At 71.2% G+C, this 23,012-nt stretch carries 18 protein-coding genes, 1 tRNA gene and 1 pseudogene; 8 read left to right on the top strand and 12 right to left on the bottom strand.

Features of this window, described 5'->3' with window-relative positions:
* Nucleotides 1-96 precede the first annotated feature (96 nt).
* The gene (locus ACH499_RS01180; protein WP_356200014.1) at nt 97-990 is read right to left on the bottom strand and encodes a hypothetical protein; all 894 of its coding nucleotides are present in this window, start codon (nt 988-990) and stop codon (nt 97-99) included.
* 117 nt (nt 991-1,107) lie between these two features.
* Between ACH499_RS01180 and ACH499_RS01175 the strand changes: the two genes are divergently transcribed.
* The 4 genes from ACH499_RS01175 to ACH499_RS01160 all read left to right on the top strand — a co-directional run bounded on the left by ACH499_RS01175 (nt 1,108) and on the right by ACH499_RS01160 (nt 7,177).
* The gene (locus ACH499_RS01175) at nt 1,108-1,452 is read left to right on the top strand and encodes a chorismate mutase (RefSeq protein ID WP_356200012.1); all 345 of its coding nucleotides are present in this window, start codon (nt 1,108-1,110) and stop codon (nt 1,450-1,452) included.
* Between the two features lie 160 nt (nt 1,453-1,612).
* Entirely contained in the window at nt 1,613-4,192 is a 2,580-nt protein-coding gene (pepN, locus tag ACH499_RS01170; protein WP_399013799.1) for an aminopeptidase N, read from the top strand.
* Between the two features lie 220 nt (nt 4,193-4,412).
* Entirely contained in the window at nt 4,413-5,771 is a 1,359-nt protein-coding gene (locus ACH499_RS01165; RefSeq protein ID WP_399013103.1) for a pyridoxal phosphate-dependent decarboxylase family protein, read from the top strand.
* A complete protein-coding gene (locus ACH499_RS01160) occupies nt 5,768-7,177 on the top strand; it encodes a lysine N(6)-hydroxylase/L-ornithine N(5)-oxygenase family protein (RefSeq protein WP_399013102.1) in 1,410 nt (469 codons plus the stop codon). The genes ACH499_RS01165 and ACH499_RS01160 overlap by 4 nt, the downstream gene beginning before the upstream one ends.
* A gap of 21 nt (nt 7,178-7,198) precedes the next feature.
* Here ACH499_RS01160 and ACH499_RS01155 read toward each other — a convergent pair whose 3' ends face one another.
* Nucleotides 7,199-9,004 (bottom strand): bifunctional metallophosphatase/5'-nucleotidase, encoded by a 1,806-nt coding sequence (locus ACH499_RS01155; protein WP_399013100.1) that lies wholly within the window; start codon nt 9,002-9,004, stop codon nt 7,199-7,201.
* 214 nt (nt 9,005-9,218) lie between these two features.
* On the opposite strand from ACH499_RS01155, the gene pyk reads away from it, so the two are divergent.
* Nucleotides 9,219-10,658 (top strand): pyruvate kinase, encoded by a 1,440-nt coding sequence (gene pyk, locus ACH499_RS01150; RefSeq protein ID WP_356200005.1) that lies wholly within the window; start codon nt 9,219-9,221, stop codon nt 10,656-10,658.
* Nucleotides 10,659-10,702: 44 nt separating this feature from the next.
* Here the strand turns inward: pyk and ACH499_RS01145 are convergent.
* A tRNA-Leu gene (locus ACH499_RS01145) sits at nt 10,703-10,775 on the bottom strand.
* Nucleotides 10,776-10,881: 106 nt separating this feature from the next.
* On the opposite strand from ACH499_RS01145, the gene ACH499_RS01140 reads away from it, so the two are divergent.
* The 3 genes and pseudogenes from ACH499_RS01140 to ACH499_RS01130 all read left to right on the top strand — a co-directional run bounded on the left by ACH499_RS01140 (nt 10,882) and on the right by ACH499_RS01130 (nt 12,840).
* A complete protein-coding gene (locus ACH499_RS01140) occupies nt 10,882-11,538 on the top strand; it encodes a response regulator (protein WP_356200004.1) in 657 nt (218 codons plus the stop codon).
* A 454-nt stretch (nt 11,539-11,992) separates the two neighbouring features.
* A pseudogene (locus tag ACH499_RS01135) lies at nt 11,993-12,502 on the top strand (polymorphic toxin type 30 domain-containing protein); the annotation flags it as partial.
* 17 nt (nt 12,503-12,519) lie between these two features.
* The gene (locus tag ACH499_RS01130; RefSeq protein WP_399013098.1) at nt 12,520-12,840 is read left to right on the top strand and encodes a hypothetical protein; all 321 of its coding nucleotides are present in this window, start codon (nt 12,520-12,522) and stop codon (nt 12,838-12,840) included.
* A 172-nt stretch (nt 12,841-13,012) separates the two neighbouring features.
* On the opposite strand, the gene ACH499_RS01125 is transcribed toward ACH499_RS01130, so the two are convergent.
* The 9 genes from ACH499_RS01125 to ACH499_RS01085 form a co-directional block, all read right to left on the bottom strand.
* Entirely contained in the window at nt 13,013-13,729 is a 717-nt protein-coding gene (locus ACH499_RS01125; protein ID WP_356199999.1) for an ABC transporter ATP-binding protein, read from the bottom strand.
* Nucleotides 13,726-14,640, bottom strand: a complete 915-nt coding sequence (locus tag ACH499_RS01120; protein WP_356200262.1) for an ABC transporter ATP-binding protein — start codon at nt 14,638-14,640, stop codon at nt 13,726-13,728. The genes ACH499_RS01125 and ACH499_RS01120 overlap by 4 nt, the downstream gene beginning before the upstream one ends.
* Before the next feature lie 5 nt (nt 14,641-14,645).
* Entirely contained in the window at nt 14,646-16,472 is a 1,827-nt protein-coding gene (locus tag ACH499_RS01115) for a branched-chain amino acid ABC transporter permease (protein ID WP_356199998.1), read from the bottom strand.
* Nucleotides 16,473-16,477: 5 nt separating this feature from the next.
* Complete coding sequence (locus ACH499_RS01110; protein ID WP_399013096.1) at nt 16,478-17,410, bottom strand: branched-chain amino acid ABC transporter permease; 933 nt, start codon at nt 17,408-17,410, stop codon at nt 16,478-16,480.
* 115 nt (nt 17,411-17,525) lie between these two features.
* Nucleotides 17,526-18,767, bottom strand: coding sequence for a branched-chain amino acid ABC transporter substrate-binding protein (locus tag ACH499_RS01105; RefSeq protein WP_356199995.1), 1,242 nt, complete (start codon nt 18,765-18,767; stop codon nt 17,526-17,528).
* Between the two features lie 287 nt (nt 18,768-19,054).
* A complete protein-coding gene (locus tag ACH499_RS01100; RefSeq protein WP_399013094.1) occupies nt 19,055-19,657 on the bottom strand; it encodes a Tat pathway signal sequence domain protein in 603 nt (200 codons plus the stop codon).
* Entirely contained in the window at nt 19,654-20,124 is a 471-nt protein-coding gene (locus ACH499_RS01095; protein WP_399013092.1) for a hypothetical protein, read from the bottom strand. The genes ACH499_RS01100 and ACH499_RS01095 overlap by 4 nt, the downstream gene beginning before the upstream one ends.
* A gap of 54 nt (nt 20,125-20,178) precedes the next feature.
* Nucleotides 20,179-20,652 (bottom strand): hotdog fold thioesterase, encoded by a 474-nt coding sequence (locus ACH499_RS01090; RefSeq protein ID WP_356199991.1) that lies wholly within the window; start codon nt 20,650-20,652, stop codon nt 20,179-20,181.
* A gap of 64 nt (nt 20,653-20,716) precedes the next feature.
* The gene (locus ACH499_RS01085; RefSeq protein ID WP_399013090.1) at nt 20,717-22,996 is read right to left on the bottom strand and encodes an FdhF/YdeP family oxidoreductase; all 2,280 of its coding nucleotides are present in this window, start codon (nt 22,994-22,996) and stop codon (nt 20,717-20,719) included.
* Nucleotides 22,997-23,012 lie beyond the last annotated feature (16 nt).

Below are 23,012 nucleotides of genomic sequence, written 5' to 3'. Positions count from 1 at the left end.
AAGTATCCAAGCCCCGCGAAGAAGCCGAGAGGCGGGGTCACCCGGGACCGCCGCGGAACGAAGGACCGGCGTCCGCGTCCGGAGGCGTGGCCCGCCCTACGTGTCGCACTCCAGTACCGTCCGGCACAGGCCGCACCGGGCGCGTACGCGGCCGCTCACCGGGACTCTGATGCGCTGGTGGCAGGTGGGGCAGGGGAAGGAGACGCGGAGCGGGCCGCGGGCGTCCGGGCTGAAGGTGTACGGGGTGTCGCGGGCCGGGGCCGCGTGGGGGTCCTGGGCGTGGCGGCGGTCGCGGGCGTAGCGGCGGCGGCCCGCCCAGCCGGCCGCCGTCAGCGGGGGCTGCTCCTCGTCCCGGCGGGCCCGCGCCAGGCCCTTGGTGTACGCCGTGTAGGCCTGCGGGCTGGTGAACCACACCGCGGGGTCCTCCCCGAAGGCCAGCGCCCGCTTGGCGAGGACGTAGCCGAACTCCTCCGGCGTCAGGTACCCCAGCTTCTGCGACGACACCTCGTCCTCCCGGTACGCGTCCAGCAGCAGCCACCCCGCGCCCAGGTACGTCGCCGCCGTGTCCGTGAGGATCTCGTTGTCCCGCGTCCCCGGGAAGGACAGCCCCAGCCGGTGCAGGTAGACGTGCATCACCTCGTGGGCCAGGGCCGCGCCGATGTCCCTGCGGTGGGTGCGGAAACGGTCGTTCAGCTCGACGAAGTACTCCGGGCCCGCCGCCAGCTCCACGTTGGCCGCATGGGTCATCTCGCGGAAGGAGACGATCACCCGGGCGTCCGGCAGCCGGTAGTGGCGCACCAGCTCGCGCGCCACCCGCTGCGTCCCCAGATACAGGTCGTCCGTGTCGCAGAACGCCACGTCGACCGGCGCCACGCTCGCCGAGAACATCCGCACCGTGTCGTAGGAAAGGCGCCGGTACAGCGCGGTGACGGCGGCCCGCACCGTCTCCAGATGCGGAAAGCCGTGCTCGACCGGTCCACCGTTCGCCACGCGAACCCCCAAGACGCCTGACCCTTCCTCCACTGTACGAGCCGCACCGCACCCCGGGCCGCCCACGGCCTGAGACGGACTGCCGCACCCGGCGCGCCGCCCGTAGGGTGATCGGCCATGACCACCAGCAACACCGGAGCCGTCGACCCCGCCGTCACCGAGGAGCTGACCCGGTTGCGGGACAGCATCGACAACATCGACGCGGCCGTCGTCCACATGCTCGCCGAGCGCTTCAAGTGCACCCAGCAGGTGGGCCACCTCAAGGCCCGCCACCAGCTCCCGCCCGCCGACCCCGCCCGCGAGGCCCAGCAGATCGCCCGGCTGCGCGCCCTCGCCGAGAGCGCCAAACTCGACCCGGCGTTCGCCGAGAAGTTCCTGAACTTCATCGTGGCCGAGGTGATCCACCACCACGAGCGGATCGCGGAGGACACCGGCAACGGCACGGACCCCGCCGCCCGCTGACCCTGGGCGGCGCCGCCGGGCGTGCGCACACCCCCGCACCGCGCACCCGCGCACCGCACCGCGCGCACCCCGGCACCGCGGCCCCCGGCGGCCCCGCCGCCGGGCGGACAAACTCCGCGTACCGAACCGCCCCTGTGCCGTGCCCACCGCATCAGGCAGCATGTCGTGCATGTCCGTACTGACGCGCGACGAAGCGCAGACCCGTGCCCGGCTCCTCGACGTCCACCACTACGCGATCGACCTCGATCTCACCGGTGGGGAAGAGACCTTCGACTCCCGCACCGTCATCCGGTTCACCGTGCGCGCCGGGACGGGCAGCACGGACACCTTCGTCGAGCTCAAGCCCGCCGAGCTGCGCGGTGTCACCCTCGACGGACAGCCCCTCGACCCGGACGCCCTCGCCGGGAACCGGCTGCCGCTGAAGGACCTCGCCCCCGGCGAGCACGAACTGCGCGTCGACGCGGCCATGCGCTACTCCCGCACCGGCGAGGGCATGCACCGCTTCACCGACCCCACCGACGACGAGACGTACGTCTACACGCAGCTCTTCCTCGACGACGTCCAGCGCGTCTTCGCGGCCTTCGACCAGCCCGACCTCAAGGCCGTCTTCGACCTCACCGTCACCGCCCCCGAGGGCTGGACCGTCCTCGCCAACGGCATCACCGAGCACACCGGCGGCGGCCGCTGGAAGGCCGCCACCACCCCGCTGATCTCCACCTACCTCGTCGCCGTCGCCGCCGGCCCCTGGCACTCCGTGCGCACCGAGCACCGCGGCCTGCCCTTCGGCATCCACTGCCGCCGCTCGCTCGCCCCCCACCTCGACGCCGACGCCGACGAGATCCTGGACGTCACCCGCGCCTGCTTCGACCGCTACCACGAGAAGTTCGCCGAGCCCTACCCCTTCGACTCCTACGACCAGGCGTTCGTCCCCGAGTTCAACGCCGGCGCCATGGAGAACCCCGGACTGGTCACCTTCCGCGACGAGTTCGTCTTCCGGTCGGCCGTCACCGAGACCCAGCGCCAGACCCGCGCCATGGTGATCGCCCACGAGATGGCCCACATGTGGTTCGGCGACCTCGTCACCCTCAAGTGGTGGGACGACATCTGGCTGAACGAGTCCTTCGCCGAGTACATGGGCTACCAGACCTGCGCCGAGGCCACCCGGTTCACCGGCACCTGGACCGACTTCGGCGTCACCCGCAAGCCCTGGGGCTACGACGCCGACCAGCGCCCCTCCACCCATCCCGTCGCACCCGAGCACGTCCCGGACACCGCCTCCGCCCTGCTCAACTTCGACGGCATCTCCTACGCCAAGGGCGCCTCCGCCCTGCGCCAGCTCGTCGCCTGGCTCGGCGAGAAGGACTTCCTCGCCGGCATCAACGCCCACTTCGAGCGGCACAAGTTCGGCAACGCCACCCTCGCCGACTTCATCGACTCCCTCGCCTCCGCCACCGAACGCGACGTCCACGCCTGGGCCGACGCCTGGCTGCGCACCACCGGCGTCGACACCCTGGTGCCCGAACTGCGCGCCGAGAACGGCACCTGGCACCTCCACATCGAGCACCGGGGCAGCACCGGAGCGGGGGCCGCGCCCGACGACGCCACGGACCGGCCCGGCCCGGCCGGGGGAGGCACGCGGCCGCACCGCACCGGCATCGGCGTCTACGACACCGACCTGCACGACCCGCGCCGGCTGGCCCTGCGCGAACGCAGGGACGTGGACCTCCCCGCCGACGGCGCCACCGCCGTCGCCTCCACCGGACCCGCCCCGGCGCTGGTCGTCCTCAACGACGGCGACCTCACCTACGCCAAGATCCGCTTCGACGCCGAGTCCTCCCGGACCCTCCGCACCGCCCTGTCCGGCCTGCCCGACCCGCTCACCCGCGCCGTCGTCTGGAACGCCCTGCGCGACGCCGTCCGCGACGGCGAACTCGCCCCGGCCGCCTACCTCGACACCGCCCGCGCCCACCTCCCGCACGAGACCGACCTCGCCCTCGTCGAAGGCGTCCTCGCCTTCGCCACCGCCCAGCTCGCCAACCGCTACGTCGCGCCCGGTCAGCGGCCCGCCGCCCTCGCCACCCTCACCGACCTGTGCCGCGACCTCATCCGCCGCACCGAGGACGGCGACCACCCCGGCCTGCGCCTGATCGCCGTACGCCACCGCATCGACACCGCCGCCCACCCCGACACCATCGCCGCCTGGCTCGCCGACGGCACCGTTCCGGGCGGCCCCGAACTCGACCCCGAACTGCGCTGGCGCATCCTCACCCGCCTCGCCGTCCTCGGCGCCACCGACGAGAGCGCCATCGCCGCCGAACTCGAACGCGACCCCAGCGCCACCGGCCAGGAGGGCGCCGCCCGCTGCCGCGCCGCCCTGCCCGATGCCGAGGCCAAGAGCCGCGCCTGGGACGCCATGTTCGCCCGCGACGACCTGTCCAACTACCTGTTCACCGCCACCGCCCAGGGCTTCTGGCAGCCCGAACAGGCCGACCTCGTCGCGGACTACGTCCCCCGCTACTACGCCGAGGCCGTCGCCGTCGCCGCCCGTCGAGGCCCCGCCATCGCCGACGCCGCCGGCCGCTGGGCCTTCCCCGCGTACGCCGTCGACGACGACACGCTGCGCCTCGGCCGGGAATGCCTCTCCGGCGCCGACCCGATCCCCGCCCTGCGCCGCAAGCTCGTCGACCAGCTCGACGACCTGGCCCGCGCCCTGCGGGTCCGGCAGGCGCACACCGGCTGACCCCGGCCGTCCGGTCGGCCTCCCCCAGGACGGAGGCCGGCCGCGCCGGCACACATCACCGCGCGGAAGTACCCCCTTTCGGGTTCCGATCGCCCCACTTCCCCGGCGCGGACACCCCGCACGGCCCAAGCTGTACTGCGGCCCACCCGGCACCGGCCGCCGCCCTCACCGAGGCGCGGCGCGCCGCCCCTTCGCATCGCGCCCGGAGGACAGACAGCCCATGGGCATGCCACCCCTCGCCTCGGGACCGCACGGACCCGACGCCCTGCGCCCCCTGTGCGACACCGTGCTCGACGCCCTGCGCGCCGGTGCGGCCGCACGCGGCGGACCACTGCCCGCCGGCGGCCCCGGCACCGTCACCGCCCGGATCCGGGACGCCCTCGGCGACGTCCTGCCCGACCACGGCGACGCCGACGCCCTGCGCACCCTCGTCACCGCGCTCGCGGAAGGCGCCGCCGACCCCGCCCACCCCCTGTGCGCCGCCCACCTGCACGGCCCGCCCCTCGCCGTCGCCACCGCCGCCGACCTCGCCGCGAGCGCCCTCAACCCCTCGCTCGACTCCTGGGACCAGGCACCCGCCGCCTCCGCCCTCGAAGCCCTCGTCACCCGCGCCCTCGCCCGCGAGGCCGGAGCCGCCGACGCGCTCGTCACCACCGGCGGCACCGAGTCCAACCAGCTCGCCGTCCTCCTCGCCCGCGAGAAGCACGGTTCCGGGCTCCGGCTGCTCCACGGCGCGGGCGCCCACCACTCCCTGCCCCGCGCCGCCTGGCTCCTCGGGCTCCCCGAACCCGTCACCGTGCCCGCCCCCGCCGGCACCCTCGACCCCGGCGCCCTCGACGAAGCCCTCACCACCGTCCCCGGCCCCCACCTCGTCGCCGCCACCGCCGGCACCACCGACGCCGGACTCATCGACCCCCTGCGCGAGATCGCCCGCCGCTGCGCGGCCCACGGCGCCCGCCTGCACATCGACGCCGCCTACGGCGGAGGCCTCCTGTTCAGCGAGAGGCACCGCGCCCGCCTCACCGGCCTCGACGCCGCCCACACCATCACCCTCGACCTGCACAAACTCGGCTGGCAGCCCATCGCCGCCGGTCTTCTCGCCGTCAAGGACCCCGACGACCTCACCGCGCTCCACCAGCACGCCGACTACCTGAACGCCGACGACGACACCGACGCCGGGCTCCCCGACCTCCTCGGCCGCTCACCACGTACCAGCCGCCGCCCCGACATCCTCAAGGTCGCCGTCACCCTCAAGACCCTCGGCCGCAGCGGACTCGGCGCCCTCGTCGACGGCGTCTGCGCCCGCGCCGAGGAGTTCGCCGGCCTCGTCGACGCGCACCCCCGCCTCACCCTGCACGCCCCGCCCACCATCAGCACCGTCCTGTTCCGGCCCGCCCACGCCACCGACAGCGCCGTCGCGGGAGTACGCCGCGACCTGCTCACCACCGGCCGCGCCGTCCTCGGACGCGCCCGCGCCGGCGGCCGGCTCTGGCTCAAGGCGACGTTCCTCAACCCCCACATCCGCACCGAGGACCTGACCGGCCTGATCTCCCTCGTGGAAGGACACACCCCGCGATGACCCCCACCCCGCAGCACCCGGGCGCGCCCCGCGACCTCGTCGGCATCGGCATCGGCCCCTTCAACCTCTCCCTCGCCGCGCTCGCCGAGCCCCTCACCGCCGTCGACGCCGTCTTCTACGACCAGCGCCCCGCCTTCCGCTGGCACCCCGGCCTGCTCCTCGACGGGGCCCGCATCCAAGTCCCGTTCCTCGCCGACCTCGTGAGTCTCGTCGACCCCGCCAGCCCCTGGACCTTCCTCAACCACCTGCGGGCCCGCGAACGCCTCTTCCCCTTCTACTTCGCCGAGCGCTTCCACATCGAGCGCGCCGAGTACGACGCCTACTGCCGCTGGGTCGCGGGCCGCCTCCCCGCCCTCCGCTTCCACCACCGGGTCGACGCCGTGCGCTGGGACCCCGCACGCGCCCTCTTCGAGGTCGACCACACGCGGCTGGACGCGGGCCCAGGGGCCGAGGTCCCCGGCCGCACCCACACCCGCAACGTCGTCCTCGGCATCGGCACCGAACCGTACGTCCCCGACGCGCTCAGACCCCTCGCCGACGACCCCACCGTGCCCGTGATCCACTCGGCCGACTACCTGGGCCACCGCGACACCCTCCTGGCCGCCGGGCACATCACCGTCGTCGGCACCGGGCAGTCCGGCGCGGAGATCTTCCTCGACCTGCTCCGCCACCGCCCCGCGGGCCGCGAACGCCTCCACTGGATCGGCCGCACCGAGGCCTTCGCGCCCATGGAGTACTCCAAGCTGGGCCTCGAACACTTCACCCCCGACCACACCCGCTACTTCCACGCCCTGCCCGAGGGCGTCCGCGACCGCCTCGTGCCCGCACAGTGGCAGCTCCACAAGGGCATCGACGCCGACACCAGCGCCGCCATCCACGACGAGCTCTACCGCCGCACCCTCGACGGCGGCTGGCCCGACGCCGTCCTCACCCCGGCCGTCCGCGTCCGCACCGCCGGCCGCCTCACCGCCACCCGCATCGAACTCCACCTCGAAGACACCCGGCAGAACACCCGCGGCCGCCTCACCACCGACGCCGTCGTCCTCGCCACCGGCCACCGGGAGCGCCCCCTCGACCGGCTCCTGGCCGGCCTCGACCCGTACATGCGCCGCGACCACCGTGAACGCCCCCGTGTCGACGAACGCTTCCGCCTCGTCCTCGACCCCTGTGTCACCGGCTCCGTCTACGTCCAGAACGCCGAGACCCACACCCACGGCGTCGGCGCACCCGACCTCGGACTCGCCGCCTGGCGCAGCGCCACCATCCTCAACGACCTCACCGGGCGGAACCCGTACCCGCTGCCCGCCCGCACCGCCTTCACCACCTTCGGCCTGGCGAGCGGGCAGCCCCGGGTCCCCTCCGCGCGCCGGCACCGGACGCTCACGCCTCTCGCGGACGGGATCTGAGGCCGCCTCAGCGGCACCGGGCTAGAACACCGGCGTACCGCCCCGCGTCAGCACCCAGTCCACGGACGCGAAGTCCGCCGGGTCCAGTACGCCCTTCTCCGTCACCCACTCCGCGATCCGGGTGCGGATCTCCGTCGACTCCGACCACAGCTCCTTGGCGGACGCCACGTGCGGGAACGCGCCGCCGCCGTTCGCCCGGTAGTTGTTCACCGCCAGCACGAACTGCTGCGCGTCGTCCAGCGGAGCGCCCCCGAAGGACAGGTGCACGATCCTCGAACCGGCCGGCCGGGCGATGTCGATCTCGTACGTCAGCCCCGACACGTAGTCGTAGTTGTAGTCCGGGCGGCCGTTCGCGTTCGTCAGCTTCGCCACGTCCACCGGCGCGTCCGGCGCCGTCTGCGCGAAGTACTCCGCCGAGAACTCCAGGTACGCCCTGAGTTGCGCACCCGTCATCAGCTTGGCCACCAGCGTGTTGTCGTACACGTACAGGCTCGACAGGTCCCGGATCGTCACGTCGCCGGCCGGGATCTCCGACGTCCGCGAGAAGGGCGACGCCTGCGCCAGCACCGGCAGCGACGCGTGCGCGGTGCCCGCCAGCGCCCGACGGACCACGTCCTCCTGCACCTTGGTGATCAGGTCGATGATCGGGGCGTCCTTGTACCGCGCCTCCACCGTCGTCAGCGTCTCGGTCGCCGTCCCGACGACCTGGTTGACGTACGCGACCACCTTCGCGTGCTCGTCCGCCAGCAGCTCGGCGATCTTTGGGTCGTCCTCGACCGTGCTGGAGTCCCGCAGCGAGGCCCTGACCGACTCGACCTGCCACCGGCCCCGTTCGAAGACCAGCTCGAAGTCGAACAGGGTGAGCCGTTCGGCGTAGCACAGCGGCTCCGACAGCACGACCGTCCGGCCCGTCCGCTCGTTGACGACCCTCATCTCCGGGATCTCCGCGTGCGCGTGCCCGACGAGGATCGCGTCGATGCCCGGCACCCTCCGGGCCACGTCGGCCGCCGCGTTCTCGACGTACGGCACCTGGTCGCCGTAGGACGACGTGCCCGAGGTGCCGGAGTGCGCCGACACGACCACCACGTCCGCGCCCATCGACCGCAGCCTGGGCACCCACTTGGCCGCCTGCTCCTCCAGCCCGGGGAAGGCCAGCCTGCCCTGCACGTACGCCTTGTCCCAGATCGCGATGCCCGGGTTGGTCAGCCCGAGCACGGCCACCTTCACCGGCGGCGCGCCCTTCACCCGGAACGTCTTCATGAAGTACGGCGGGAAGGCGGGCTTCAGCGTCGTCGCGTCCACGGCGTTGGCGCCCAGCAGCGGGAAGTCGCACTGCTCCTCGAACTTGCGCAGCGTCTCGATGCCGTAGTTGAACTCGTGGTTGCCGAGCGCCACCGCGTCGTACCCGATCGCGTTCATGGCCTGCGCCATCGGGTGCACCGGGCCGCCCGCGGCGGTGATCGGGTCCACCTTGGCGTAGTAGTACGTCAGCGGCGTGCCCTGGATGGTGTCGCCCGCGTCCAGCAGCAGCGTGTTGGCGCGGCCCTTCTCCTCGCGCACCTGGTTCACCAGCGTCGAGACGCGGGCCAGGCCCTGGGCGTTGCCCGCCGCGTCCGTGTACTCGGCGTCCTTGAAGTAGTCCCAGTTGAAGACGTGCCCGTGCAGATCCGTCGTGCCCAGCACCGTCAGCGCGTACCGCTTCCGCCTGTCGTGCCCGCGGTTGCCCTCGGCGGCCTCGGCGGCCGGGGCCGCGGCCGTGCCGGCGAGCGCGACCCCCGCCCCCGTGACGGCGGATCTGCTCAGGAACTTCCGGCGGTTCAACGACATGGACGACTCTCCTCGCGGACGATGCGGCAGCAGGACAACGCGCGTAGATTCTGTCCTGAACATGGCGGCTGTCAAGGGAGGGAGCGGCCCGGAATGCTCATAGGAGCGGTCCCGCGCACAATTCAACACTTGTCAATCACCCTTTACTCAAAGGTGGTTGAGTAGTCATGTGTGGCCAATTCCCTACCCATCGGTAAGTCATAGGCTCGGACCCATGCGCCGAGCAAAGATCGTCTGCACCCTGGGGCCCGCCACCGATTCCTACGACCAGATCAAGGGCCTGGTCGACGCGGGAATGGACATCGCCCGCTTCAATTTCAGTCACGGCACCCACGCCGAACACGAAGAGCGATACCACCGTGTCCGCAAGGCCTCCGACGAAACCGGCCACAGCGTCGGCGTCCTCGCCGACCTTCAGGGCCCGAAGATCCGGCTCGGCCGCTTCACCGAAGGACCCGTACTCCTCGAACGCGGCGACACGTTCACCATCACCGTGGAGGAAGGCGTCGGCGGCGACCGCCACATCTGCGGCACCACCTACGCCGGCCTCGCCACCGACGTCACCCCCGGCGAACGCGTCCTGGTCGACGACGGCAGGGTCTGCCTGGAGGTCACCGAGGTCGACGGCCCCCGCGTGCACACCCGGGTGGTCGAGGGCGGCATGGTCTCCGACCACAAGGGCCTCAACCTCCCCGGCGTCGCCGTCTCCGTCCCCGCGCTCTCCAAGAAGGACGAGGACGACCTGCGCTGGGCCCTGCGCACCGGCTTCGACGTCGTCGCCCTCTCCTTCGTGCGCAGCGCGCGCGACGTCCTCGACGTGCACCGCATCATGGACGAGGAGGGGCGCCGCCTCCCCGTCATCGCCAAGGTCGAGAAGCCGCAGGCCGTGGAGAACATCGAGGACATCGTCGCCGCCTTCGACGGCATCATGGTCGCCCGGGGCGACCTCGGCGTCGAAATGCCCCTGGAACAGGTGCCGATCGTCCAGAAGCGCGCCATCAAGCTGGCGAAGCGCAACGCCAAGCCGGTCATCGTCGCCACCCAGATGCTCGACTCGATGATCGACAACGCCCGTCCGACCCGCGCGGAGGCCTCCGACGTGGCCAACGCGGTCATCGACGGCACGGACGCGGTGATGCTCTCCGGCGAGACCAGCGTCGGCAGGCACCCGGTCGAGACGGTGCGCACCATGGCCCGCATCGTGGAGGCCGCCGAGGAGGACATCCTCGCCAAGGGCCTGCCCCCGCTGACCGAACGCAACAAGCCCCGCACCCAGGGCGGCGCCGTCGCCCGCGCGGCCGCGGAGATCGGCGACTTCCTCGGAGCGAAGTACCTGGTCGCCTTCACCCAGTCCGGTGACACCGCCCGCCGCCTGTCGCGCTACCGCTCCCCGATCCCGCTCCTCGCCTTCACCCCGGAACCGGCGACCCGCTCCCAGCTCAACCTGACCTGGGGAGTGGAGACCTTCCTCGGCCCGCACGCGGACTCCACGGACGCGATGGTCGACCAGGTGGACGAACTGCTCACCGAGTACGGCCGCTGCCGGAAGGGCGACGTGGTGATCATCACGGCCGGCTCCCCGCCGGGCGTCTCGGGCACGACGAATCTGGTGCGGGTGCACCACATCGGGGAGGAGGAAGAGCGGCGGCGTTAGGCAGGGAGACGTCCGCTGCCTCGGCCTTTGGAATGAAGGAAAAGTGCCCCGGGTGGGATTCGAACCCACGCTGTCGGTGGTTTGAGCACCGTGTCTCTCCCGCTGGACTACCGGGGCTTCCTATAAAACAAAGGTTGACGGTCACCCGCCGTGACCCCACCTTATCGCAGCTAGGTACGCTCTTGTCAGCAGTACCGCCCGCCCCGGAACAAGGAGCGCCCACGTGACCGCCCCCGAGTCGCCCCAGCCCGTAGACGTGCCCGAAGACGACAACTCGCACGTGCCTCCGCTGACGACCCGCGTCGTCATCGCCGAGGACGAGGCGCTCATCCGGCTCGACCTGAAAGAGATGCTGGAGGAGGAGGGGTACTCCGTCGTCGGTGAGGCCGGGGACGGGGAACGTGCCGTGGAGCTGGCCCGGGAGCACCGGCCGGACCTCGTGATCCTGGATGTGAAGATGCCCAAGCTGGACGGCATCTCCGCGGCCGAGAAGATCGCGGAGGAGAGCATCGCGCCGGTGCTGATGCTGACCGCGTTCTCGCAGCGCGACCTGGTGGAGCGGGCGCGGGACGCCGGCGCCATGGCGTATCTGGTGAAGCCGTTCAGCAAGAGCGACGTCGTTCCGGCGATCGAGATGGCCGTCTCGCGGTTCACGGAGCTGAAGGCGCTGGAGAAGGAGGTCGCGGACCTCTCCCAGCGGCTGGAGACGCGGAAGCTGGTGGACAGGGCGAAGTCGGTGCTGCAGACGCAGTACGGGCTGACCGAGCCGGCCGCCTTCCGGTGGATCCAGAAGACGTCGATGGACCGTCGGATGTCGATGCAGCAGGTGGCCGAGGCGGTCATCCAGGACGCCGAGGAGAAGAAGGCGTCCAAGGGCTGACGCCCCGCGCTTGGTGAGGCCCGTGTTCCCCGTGTGCCGGGGGGTGCGGGCCTCGTCGCGTCTTTCACACGGTCGCACGGACCCTGCACAGAACCGACCGGCGAACGGGCCGCGTCCTGTTCTAGGGTGCCGCCAGGCACCGGAACGGGGGTGGAGCCGTGGAGCAGTCGGGGACGGTGCTCGCCGGGCGTATCGCCGAGCGGCGGGCCGGAGTCGGGGACCCGCGGGCGTTGGTCGGCGAGATGCGCAGATCGACGCTGCTGGTCCCGCTGGACGGCGGTGGTCTGTGGAGCGCGCGTTCGGGCGGGGTGCGCTGGGTCTGCGCCTTCACGGACGAGGCGGCGCTGGCGCGGTTCGCCCTGCACCACGCGCCCGGCGGGCGGTCGATGGAGTACGCCGCGCTGCTGGGGGCCCGGATCGTGGACGAGATCGTGCCGTCACTGCGTGAGCCGGCCGACACTACGATCCCGCGACGGCCCGCTATCTCACCGCCGACCCCCTCGGTCTCAGGCCCGCTCCCAATCCGACGACGTACGTGGTCAACCCGCACGTGTGGGCCGACCCGCTGGGTCTGTCCCCCTACCCCTCCCGCGTCGAGGGGGGTGGCTGGGACGTACGCGGGCACAACCCGCTGGACATCGTTCCCGACGACGCCGAGATGCGGATACTCAAGCCGGACCCCAACGGCGGTGCGCAGAAGGGGGTGGAATACAAGTGGGAGGACCCCGTGACGGGCAACAAGGTCCGTCTGCGGGTGCACGACAAGGACGGGACCGCTCCCCCCGGGTCCAACGCGGCGAACGGGGACATCTACCGCATCTCGATCGGCGGTAAGTACCAGGACGAGGCCGGCAACCTGTATCACCGTCAGGTCCACAACCCGAACAGCCCTCACTACAATTCGGACGCGGCCCATGCCACACACATCCCCTGGCCGGCCCAGTTTTCGCTTCCTTACGACTGACGAACGGGTGTTTCACATTGAAGTCCCACGACTTCATCGGCGTCGCGCGAACGATCCTGGTGGCCGACGCCCGGGAACGAGAACGCGCGGCCGACGAAGTGACCGATCACGTGGGTGCGTACACGGCCGCCCAGGTTTCGGCCCTGGCGACGCTGCTGGCGGCGACGGCCGCCTGCGAGACGGAGACCTCCGCCCTGGAAGCCGAGCTGAACGCCTTGATCGAACTCTCGTCGACCGGTCATGTCGGCCTGGACCACCTCTCGCCGCTGCGTGAGATCGTCCTCGGCGACCTTCCTCCGCAGCTCCGCGACTATGTCGGGGATCTGCTCGAAGGCTAGGGCGGAGCGGCCGGCCGACGCCGTCACGCAAGTGGCACCGGGAACGACCGGGGGTCCGCGAGGTCTGCCACCTGCCGACGGGGGGCATCCGCCGTGGACCGCCTCACCGCGGGGGAAACGCGAAGACCGCCACCTCCGTGAGGCGGCGGTCCTCGCGTGCTGTGCCCGCGGCTCAGTCCTCGCCGAGGTAGGCCTTGCGGACCGACTCGTCGTGGAGGAGGTCCTGTCCGGTGCCGGACAGGACGATGTTGCCGACCTCCATGACATGGCCCTGGTCGGCCAGGGACAGGGCGGCCTGGGCGTTCTGCTCCACGAGCAGGATGGTGGTGCCCTGTGCCTTCAGCTCGGCGATCGTCGACATGATCTTCTGCATCATGATCGGGGACAGACCCATGGACGGCTCGTCCAGCATCAGCAGCTTGGGCTGGGACATCAGGGCCCGGCCCATGGCCAGCATCTGCTGCTCACCGCCCGACAGGGTGCCCGCGGCCTGCTTCCGGCGTTCGCCGAGGATCGGGAAGAGGTCGTAGGCGCGCTGGATGTCCTTCTCGATGCCCGGCCTGTCGCTGCGCAGGAAGGCACCGAGGCGGAGGTTGTCCTCGATCGTCATACGGGGGAAGATGTGCCGCCCCTCGGGGGAGTGGGCGAGCCCGAGGGAGACGATCTGGTGGGCGGGGATCTTCTTGAGGGACTTGCCGCCGAACCTGATCTGCCCGCCGACCGGCTTGAGCAGCCCCGAAAGGGTGCGCAGAGTGGTGGTCTTGCCGGCGCCGTTGGTGCCGATGAGGGTGACCACCTGGCCGGCGTCGACCGTGAACGAGATGCCCTTGACGGCCTCGATCTTGCCGTAGGCGACGCGGAGGTCCTCGACCTCGAGCAGTGCGGTCATCGGTCGTTCTCCTTGCCGGCCGCGGTGTCCGTGGTGGTGTCGGCCTGGGCGGCCTCGGCGGCTTCGACCTCGGCGGCCTCCGCCGCTCCGGGGTCGTTCTCGAGCGGCTCGCCCAGGTAGGCGGCGACGACGCGTTCGTCGCCCTGGACGGTGGCGCTGTCGCCCTCGATCAGCTTCTCGCCCTGGACGAGGACGGCGACGCGGTCGCAGAGGTTGAAGATGAACCGCATGTCGTGCTCGATGACGAGGACGGCGATGCCCTGGTCGCGGATGGCGAAGACGAGTTCCTCGGTCGCCCGGGTCTCCTGCGGGTTCATGCCGGCCGTCGGCTCGTCCAGGAGCAGCAGCCCCGGTTCGCTGGCGAGCGCACGGGCGATCTCCAGCTTGCGCTGCTCGCCGTAGGGGAGGTTGCGGGACAGGTGGTCGGCCTTGTCGGCGAGGCCGACGAACTCCAGCAGCTCCAGGGCGCGTGCGCGGGAGGTGGCCTCCGCCCGGTGGAAACCGGGGCCGCGCAGGACGGCCGACCAGAAGCCCTCCTTGGTGCGGGTGTGGCGGCCGACGAGGACGTTCTCCAGGACCGTCATGTTGGCGAACAGCCGGATGTTCTGGAAGGTGCGGGCGATGCCGGCCGCGGTGACCTTGAAGGACTTGGGCGGCAGCACCTTGTCCTTGTAGCGGACCTCGCCCTCGGTCGGCACGTAGAGACCGGTCAGGCAGTTGAAGAAGGTGGTCTTGCCGGCGCCGTTGGGGCCGATGAGACCGACGATCTCCCCGCTGTTGACGGTGAGGTCGACCCCGCGTACGGCGGTGAGCCCGCCGAAGCGCATGGTGACGCCGCGCGCGTCGAGGACCGGGGTGCCGGAGGCGGACGCGCCCGCGGGGGTGTCCTTGGTGGTGGTGTCGGTGGTCATGGTGGTCATGCCCCTGTCTTGCTCAGGACCGCGGGCTCGTCGGCCTTTTCGTGGAACTCGAGCTGCCGGCGCCGGTTGGGGATGAGGCCTTCGGGGCGGAAGCGCATCAGCAGGACGAGCGCGAGTCCGAAGGCGAGGAGCTGGTAGTCGCCGAGGAACTGGAGCTTGTTCGGGATCAGGAAGAGCAGCGCGGCACCGATGAGCGGTCCGGCGATGGTGCCCATGCCGCCGAGGACGACCGCGGCCAGGAGGAAGGCCGAGTTGGGCGGCGTGGTGCCGGCGAACAGGTACTGCTCGGGGGTGACCGTGTACGTCACGTGCGCCTGCACGGTGCCGGCGAGACCGGCGAGGGTGGCGCCGACGGCGAAGGCGATCAGCTTGACCCGGAACCCGTTGATGCCCATGGCCAGGGCGGCGGTCTCGTCCTCGCGGATGGCGACCCAGGCCCGGCCGATGCGGGAGTCGCCGCTGCGCCGGAAGACGAGGACGACCACGGCCGTGATGAGCAGCATCAGGAAGAAGTAGTTGGCGAACCGGCCGATGGTGAAGCCGCCGATGTCGTGCGGGACCCCGAGGTCCCAGCCGAAGATCTTCAGGTCCGGGATGGAGGAGATGCCGTTGGAGCCGTTGGTGAGATCGGGTCCGGAGGTGCCGTCGGTGTTGTTGACGGCGATGCGGAAGATCTCGCCGAAGCCGAGGGTGACGATGGCGAGGTAGTCGCCGCGCAGCCGCAGGGTCGGTGCGCCGATCAGCACGCCGAAGACGAGCGAGGCGGCGGCGCCCACGAGGACGGCGGCCCAGAACGGGAAGTGCACGTCGAACGGGGAGCTGGGGGAGCCGGAGACCAGCGAGGCGGCGTAGGCGCCGACGCCGAGGAAGGCGACGTAACCGAGATCGAGGAGGCCCGCGAGGCCGACGACGATGTTCAGACCGAGGGCGACCGTGGCGAAGATCAGGATGTACACGCCCAGGGTGGCGTACTGGTCGTCGGTCTGCGTGAAGGGGAAGCAGGCCGCCGCGATGAAGGCGCCGCTGATGGTGATGTTCTGGTGCCGCGCGGTGATCTGCGTGGCCTGGCTGATCAGACCGGACTTGTTGAGCGCGGCGAAGCCGAAGCCGGCGGTGATGAGGAAGCCGACGAAGAGTTCGTCGTACTCGGCGCCGATGCCGTACGTGAAGACGAGCAGGGCGACGGCGAGGATGCCGACGATCAGCAGGATCTCGACGTAGGAGGGCAGGGCGCGCACGGGGCGCGGGGTGCCGGAGGCGAAGGCGGCCCTGACCGTCTGCCAGTTCTGGGAGGCGGTGTGCTTGAACTTGTCCAGGCCGGTGTCGTCCGGGTCGAACGGGTCGGGCTCGGGGCGTTCGAAGGGCAGGGCGAGAGCGCCCAGGACCGCGACGAGCGTGGCGGCCGCCGCGACGTAGCCGCCGGGCTCCAGGTTGACCAGGCCGCCGAGCTGGGCGCTGATCGCGATGATCGTGTACCAGGTGGTGGCGAAGGCGGCGAGCGCGGCGAGCTTCACGGCGGCGTCGGCGCCGGCGGGGGCGAGCGCGCGCACGCCCTTGACGCCGTACGACGCGAGGCCGAGCAGGGCGGTGAGGGCGCCGGCGATCAGGACGAGGACCTGGAGGCCGCCCGGGTAGCCGTAGACGGTGAGGTCGCCGGGGAACTCGGCGGTCCAGGTCCAGGCGAGGAAGGTGGAGACGACGGTGAGGACGCCGCCGCCGGTGGCGAGTGCGCGCCCGATGTGCGGGGGTATGCCGATGAGGCCGGAGGTGTCGTCCGCGACGGGGGTGCCCGCGGTCTTCGGAGCGGTGGTCTGTGTGGTCATCGGTGTCACGCCCTGTCCGCAACGCGTTCGCCGAGCAGGCCCTGTGGCCTGACCAGCAGCACGAGGATGAGGAGGATGAAGGCCCAGACGTCCGCCCAGGACTGGCTGCCGAACTTGTCCAGGCCGGGGATGTCGGCGATGTAGGCGGTGGCCAGGGTCTCGGCGATGCCGAGGACGACGCCGCCGATCATGGCGCCGTAGATGTTGCCGATGCCGCCGAGGACGGCCGCGGTGAAGGCCTTCAGGCCGAGGATGAAGCCCATCTTGAAGTCGATCTGGCCGTACTTGAGGCCGTTGGCGACGGCTCCCACGGCGGCGAAGAGGGCACCGAGGGCGAAGGCGACCACGATGATGCGGTCGGTGTTGACGCCCATCAGCTTGGCGGTGTCCGGGTCCTGGGCGGTGGCCTGCATGCCGCGTCCGGTGCGGGTGCGCATCACGAACCAGCCGAGGACCGCCATGCTGATCGGCGCGGCGAGCAGCAGGAAGATGTCGCCGGTGTGGATGGTGACGTCGCCGATGCGGAACGGGCCGCCCTCGATCTGCGGGAAGGGCAGCTTGGACTTGGCGTTCGGGTACCAGGCCCACACCGCCTGCTGCAGCGCGAGGGAGAGGCCGATCGCGGTGATGAGCGGGGCGAGGCGGGGACCGCCGCGCAGCGGACGGTAGGCGAACCGTTCCGCCCCGACGGCGACCGCGACGGAGACCACCATGGCGCCGAGCAGCATCAGCGGCAGGGCCACCCACATGGTGATGCCGTCGGGAAGGATGTACAGGTGGACCGTGAGCGCCCCGAAGGCGCCGACCATGAAGATCTCACCGTGGGCGAAGTTGATGAGCTGGACAATGCCGTAGACCATTGTGTAGCCGATGGCGATCAGCCCGTACATGGATCCCAGTAGCAGGCCGTTGACCAGCTGCTGCGGCAGTTCGTTCACCGCATGTCCTCCGAGACTTTCGGATGTTCGACGGATGTGGCCCGGATGCGAGTCCGCGCGGGGCGCCTGTGGAACAGCGCCCCGCGCGGCTCGTGGGCTGTGGTGCTGGTGGGGGTCAGCCGGTGTAGGTGCCGGACTTCACTGCCTTCCAGGCACCGTTCTCGACGGCGTACACGGTGAGCTGCTTGTTGGTGGCGTCACCGAATTCGTCGAAGGAGACCTTGCCGGTCACTCCGTCGAAGGAGACGTTCTGCATGGCCTCGGTGACCTTGGCCCGGGCGTCCGAGGGGAGCTTTCCGCCGTTGTCGTCGACGACCTTCTTGACGGCCTCGATGATCGACCAGGCGGAGTCGTAGGAGTAGCCGCCGTACGCCTCGTAGGCCTCCTTGTAACCGGCGGCCTTGTAGTTGGCGACGAATTCCTTGGCCGAGGGGAGTTCCTCGACCGGCGCGCCGACGGAGGTGGCGAGGTCACCGGTGCCGCTGGTGCCCGACAGCTTGATGAAGTCGGCGCTGTAGATGCCGTCACCGCCGACCAGCGGAATCTTTGCGCCCGCTTCCTTGATCTGCTTGCTCAGCGGGCCGGCCTGCGGGTATTCACCGCCGTAGTAGACGACGTCGGCGCCGGAGTTCTTGACCTTGGTGGCGACCGCGTTGAAGTCCTTGGTGTCCGGGTTGATGTGCTCGGTGCCCACAACCTTGCCGCCGAGCTTCTTGAACTCCTCGGTGAAGGTGGCCGCGAGACCGGCGCCGTAGGTCTTCTTGTCGTCGATGACGAAGACCTTGCGCTTCTTGGAGTCGTTGTAGACGTACTGCGCGGCGAACGGGCCCTGGACGGCGTCCGTGGTCGCGGTGCGGAAGTACGACTTGTACGGCCGGACCTTCTTGGTCTGCCAGTCCACGCCCTGCGAGAGCGACGGGTTGGTGTTGGCGGGGGAGACCTCGACCAGCTTGGCCGAGTCGAACACCTTCTGCATCGACTCGCCGACCGAGGAGTTCAGCGGGCCGACGACGCCGAGGACGTCCTTGTCGGCGACGAGCTTGGTGGCGTTCTGCTGGCCCACGGAGGGCTGGCCCTGGTCGTCGAGGGCCTCGATCTTGAAGGTGACGCCCTCGACGTACTTCTGCTTGTTGGCGGTCTTCGCCGCGAGGTCCGCCGAGTTCTTGATGCCGAGGCCCAGCGCGGACAGGTCGCCGGTCAGCGGGGCGTCGACACCGATGACGACGGTGGTGCCGCCACCGCTGCCGCCGTTCCCGGAGTCGGAGCCGCCGTCGTCGTCGCGCGAGCCGCAGGCGGTGAGGGTGAGCGCTCCCGCCGCCAGAGCGGCGGTGATGGCGATGAGCGAACGTTGACGCACGATCAGTCCTTTCCCTGGCACAGCCGTTTCCCCGTGGAGACGGCCGAGTCGAGCGCTGGGCCGAAGTGACAATCGGACGGCGCGGTGACTGGCCGTGACTCTAAGCGTGTGTGGGGAACGTGGAGGAGGGTCTGACTCAGGCTGTGACTCTCTTGTTATGACACGCGGTAATGCAGAGCGGTACTGGCTGGGAAGAAGGGAGGAATTCCGGCCGATTCGCCCGGTCCACATACTGAGAACGCGCAGGACCGGCGGCCGTGGTTCAGGCGTGTAAGGCGTTTTGGTGATTACCGGGAATCGTTGCCACAGGCGACCCTCAGGGCCTGGGAGAGGTCCCGCGCATAGCGCTCCCCCAGGATGAAACTGTGGTCCTGTATTGCGCGCGTATTACGCAGCGTTACATCCAGGAAAGGGAGTCCGGGGTTCCGTGGTGCTTTTTCGCATTCCGTCACCCGAAGCGTGACGATGATCTTGCGGGCGGAATGTGACTTTGTCTGGAAAGGTGCCGCCGGTGTCGAGGCCGCCGACAGGCCGGCGTAGGGCTGCGTCACACGCGTCACCGTGACGGGCGGTCCCGACCGCACGCTCAGCAGCACCGCGAAGCTGAAGTCGCCGGTCACCCGGCCTCCGGGGCCGGTCACGGGGTCCAGGTAGAGGACCTCGACCGCCTGGGACGGGTACGGCGCCGGATCGGGCGGCGGCTTCTGCGGCCGGCTCGCGTACAGATGACCGCCGCCCGCCAGGACGAGGAGGGCCGCGACGGCGGCGTGGACGGCGCCGCGGTGGCGTCGGTAGTACCGGCCGATGCGTCCGCGGGGCCGGGCGGCGTACGGCGGGGGCTCCTGCTCCAGGGTGCCCTCGCCCGCCTCGACGGGGCCCGTGCCGCTCACCGCCACGGCCCCTGGCCCGGACCGCCGCCGCGGTGGTGCCCGGCGCACCGGTCGCGGGTGATGCGGTCGATCACCTGCCCTGCGGCACGGTCGCCTTGCTCCCGCCGCACGGGCCGCGCGGCGTCCACGGCCTCGCGCAGGACGTCGTACTGCCGATTGGACAGGCCCATCGACTGGTAGTCGCCGTAGGTGCCTCCCGCCAGCACCTCCCGCGCCCAGTGGGAGACGACGCGCACGCACAACTCCGCCGGGGACACGGGGGGTTGCGTCGACGAGGAGGAGGGCGGGGGGCCGGGGGCGGCGGCCGACGGGGTGCCGGTGCCATGGCCGGTCGCGGCCGAACGGGCGCCGCCCGCAACCGGGTTGCCGCATCCCGACGCCAGCGCGGCCGTCAGCAGCGCCAGTGAGAGCGTGTGCCGGAAGCGGCGCGCGGCGGCCGCCGGCCGAGGGACTCGTCCCCGTTCCATGTCCCGAAGCTAAGGCGGCCCGGCGACGCTGACAATGGTGCCGCCGCGCCGGGCTCAGCCGGCCGCGCCCGCCGGGTCGGCGTCCCGCAGCACGCACGTGAGGCGGGCGGTGCAGACCCGCCGGTCCTGCTCGTCGGTGATCACGATCTCGTACGTGGCCGTCGTACGGCCCCGGTGCACGGGCGTGGCCACGCCGGTGACCAGACCGGAGCGCACCCCGCGGTGGTGGGTGCAGTTCAGGTCGACGCCCACGGCGATCCTGGAGCAGCCGCCGTGCAGCATCGCCCCGACCGACCCCAGCGTCTCTGCCAGCACCGCCGAGGCGCCGCCGTGCAGCAGCCCGTACGGCTGGGTGTTGCCCTCGACCGGCATGGTGCCGACGACCCGCTCCGGGGCCGCCTCCAGGACCTGGACGCCCATCCGCCTCCCCAGGTGCCCCGCGGAGAACAGCGAGGGCAGGTCGACGCCCATCGCGGCCCACTCGTCGATGATCCCCTGCGGGAACTTCACCTGCTGCTGCTCGCCCATGGCCCCGGCTCCGTTCGTTGCGCTCGTCGGTCTGATCCGCCTGTCGGCTCGGCTGAGCGAACGCTCAGTCGGTCGCCGATTGTTCCAGACGGACGACGACGGACTTGCTGGCCGGGGTGTTGCTGGTGTCCGCGGTGGCGTCCAGCGGCACCAGGACGTTGGTCTCGGGGTAGTACGCCGCCGCGCAGCCCCGCGCCGTCGGATAGTGCACGACACGGAAACCGGGCGCCCGCCGCTCCACCCCGTCCGACCACTCGCCGACCAGGTCGACGTACGCGCCGTCCCGGACGTTCAGCCTCTCGGCGTCCTCCGGGTTGACCAGGACGACCCGGCGGCCGTCGCGGATGCCCCGGTAGCGGTCGTCCAGCCCGTAGATCGTGGTGTTGTACTGGTCGTGCGAGCGCAGGGTCTGGAGCAGCAGCCGGCCCTCGGCCAGTTCGGGGTACTCGACGGGCGCGGCGGTGAAGTTGGCCTTGCCGGTGGCCGTCGGGAACCGCCGCTCGTCGCGCGGGGCGTGGGGGAGGGCGAAGCCGCCGGGGCGGGCCACGCGCGCGTTGAAGTCCTCGAAGCCGGGGATCACGCGGGCGATGCGGTCGCGGATCGTCGCGTAGTCCCGCTCGAACTCCTCCCACGGCACCTTGCTGTTCCCGCCGAGCACCCGGCGCGCCAGGCGGCACACGATGGCCGGCTCGGACAGCAGGTGGCGGCTCGCCGGTTCGAGGCGCCCCCGCGAGGCGTGCACCATGCCCATGGAGTCCTCCACGGTGACGAACTGCTCGCCGCCGGCCTGGAGGTCGCGCTCGGTCCGCCCCAGCGTCGGCAGGATCAGGGCACGCGCGCCCGTGACCGCGTGCGAGCGGTTCAGCTTCGTCGACACGTGCACGGTGAGGCGGGCGCGGCGCATCGCGGCCTCGGTGACCTCCGTGTCGGGTGACGCGGAGACGAAGTTGCCGCCCATGGCGAAGAAGACCTTCGCCTCGCCGTCCCGCAGCGCGCGGATGGCCCGTACGACGTCGTAGCCGTGCTCGCGCGGCGGGGCGAAGCCGAACTCCTCCTCCAGGGCGTCCAGGAACGCGGGCGCGGGGCGCTCGAAGATGCCCATCGTGCGGTCGCCCTGCACGTTGGAGTGGCCGCGCACCGGGCACACGCCCGCGCCGGGGCGGCCGATGTTGCCGCGCAGCAGCAGGAAGTTCACGACCTCGCGGATGGTCGGCACCGAGTGCTTGTGCTGGGTCAGGCCCATCGCCCAGCACACGATGACGCGCTCGGAGGCGAGCACCAGGCGCAGCGCCTCCTCGATCTCCGCGCGGGTGAGACCGGTCGCGGTCAGCGTCTCGTCCCAGTCGGCGGCCCGCGCGGCCTCGGCGAACTCCTCGAAGCCGTGCGTGTGTTCGCGGACGAACGCCTCGTCGACCGCGCCCTCGGTCTCCAGGATCAGCTTGTTCAGCAGCCGGAACAGGGCCTGGTCGCCGCCGAGGCGGATCTGGAGGAACAGGTCGGTGAGCGCGGCTCCGGTGGTCAGGCCCTTCGGCGTCTGCGGGTTCTTGAAGCGCTCCAGACCCGCCTCCGGCAGCGGGTTGACGCTCACGATCCGGGCGCCGTTCGCCTTGGCCTTCTCCAGCGCGGAGAGCATCCGCGGATGGTTGGTGCCCGGGTTCTGGCCGGCCACGATGATCAGATCGGCCTTGTACAGGTCCTCCAGCAGGACGCTGCCCTTGCCGACGCCGATGGTCTCGGACAGGGCCGAACCGGACGACTCGTGGCACATGTTGGAGCAGTCCGGCAGGTTGTTGGTGCCCAGCTCACGCGCGAAGAGCTGGTAGAGGAACGCCGCCTCGTTGCTGGTGCGCCCGGAGGTGTAGAAGACGGCCTCGTCGGGGGAGGAGAGGGCGCCGATCTCCTCGGCGACGATGTCGAAGGCGCGCTCCCAGGTGACCGGCTCGTAGTGCTCGCCGCCCTCCGGGAGGTACACGGGGTGCGTGAGCCGGCCCTGCTGGCCCAGCCAGTAGCCGCTGCGGGCCGCGAGGTCGGCCACGGAGTGCTTGGCGAAGAACTCGGGGGTGACGCGGCGCAGGGTGGCCTCCTCGGCCACGGCCTTCGCGCCGTTCTCGCAGAACTCCGCGGTGTGCCGGTGCTCCGGCTCGGGCCAGGCGCAGCCGGGGCAGTCGAAGCCGTTCTTCTGGTTGACGCTCAGCAGCGTCAGCGCGGTCCGCCTCACCCCCATCTGCCGCTGCGCGATGCGCAGGGTGTGCCCGATGGCCGGGATGCCCGCCGCCGCGTGCTGGGGGCCGGTGACCCGCGGCGCGTCCTGGACCGGGTCACTCTCGGGCGGCTTCGTGGCCATCGCGCGCTCCTTCGCG

The sequence above is a fragment of the Streptomyces sp. NPDC018947 genome (assembly GCF_044390505.1).
Taxonomy (GTDB): Bacteria; Actinomycetota; Actinomycetes; order Streptomycetales; family Streptomycetaceae; genus Streptomyces.
Note: the sequence above shows the minus strand (reverse complement) of the source record. Positions and strands in the feature narration are given on the sequence as shown.

Coding starts and splice junctions, on each gene's coding strand:
- ACH499_RS01175 (WP_356200012.1), top strand. CDS start 1,108: ATGACCACCAGCAACACCGGAGCCGTCGACCCCGCCGTCACCGAGGAG.
- pepN (WP_399013799.1), top strand. CDS start 1,613: ATGTCGTGCATGTCCGTACTGACGCGCGACGAAGCGCAGACCCGTGCC.
- ACH499_RS01165 (WP_399013103.1), top strand. CDS start 4,413: ATGGGCATGCCACCCCTCGCCTCGGGACCGCACGGACCCGACGCCCTG.
- ACH499_RS01160 (WP_399013102.1), top strand. CDS start 5,768: ATGACCCCCACCCCGCAGCACCCGGGCGCGCCCCGCGACCTCGTCGGC.
- ACH499_RS01155 (WP_399013100.1), bottom strand. CDS start 9,004: ATGTCGTTGAACCGCCGGAAGTTCCTGAGCAGATCCGCCGTCACGGGG.
- pyk (WP_356200005.1), top strand. CDS start 9,219: ATGCGCCGAGCAAAGATCGTCTGCACCCTGGGGCCCGCCACCGATTCC.
- ACH499_RS01125 (WP_356199999.1), bottom strand. CDS start 13,729: ATGACCGCACTGCTCGAGGTCGAGGACCTCCGCGTCGCCTACGGCAAG.
- ACH499_RS01120 (WP_356200262.1), bottom strand. CDS start 14,640: ATGACCACCGACACCACCACCAAGGACACCCCCGCGGGCGCGTCCGCC.
- ACH499_RS01115 (WP_356199998.1), bottom strand. CDS start 16,472: ATGACCACACAGACCACCGCTCCGAAGACCGCGGGCACCCCCGTCGCG.
- ACH499_RS01095 (WP_399013092.1), bottom strand. CDS start 20,124: ATGGAACGGGGACGAGTCCCTCGGCCGGCGGCCGCCGCGCGCCGCTTC.
- ACH499_RS01090 (WP_356199991.1), bottom strand. CDS start 20,652: ATGGGCGAGCAGCAGCAGGTGAAGTTCCCGCAGGGGATCATCGACGAG.
- ACH499_RS01085 (WP_399013090.1), bottom strand. CDS start 22,996: ATGGCCACGAAGCCGCCCGAGAGTGACCCGGTCCAGGACGCGCCGCGG.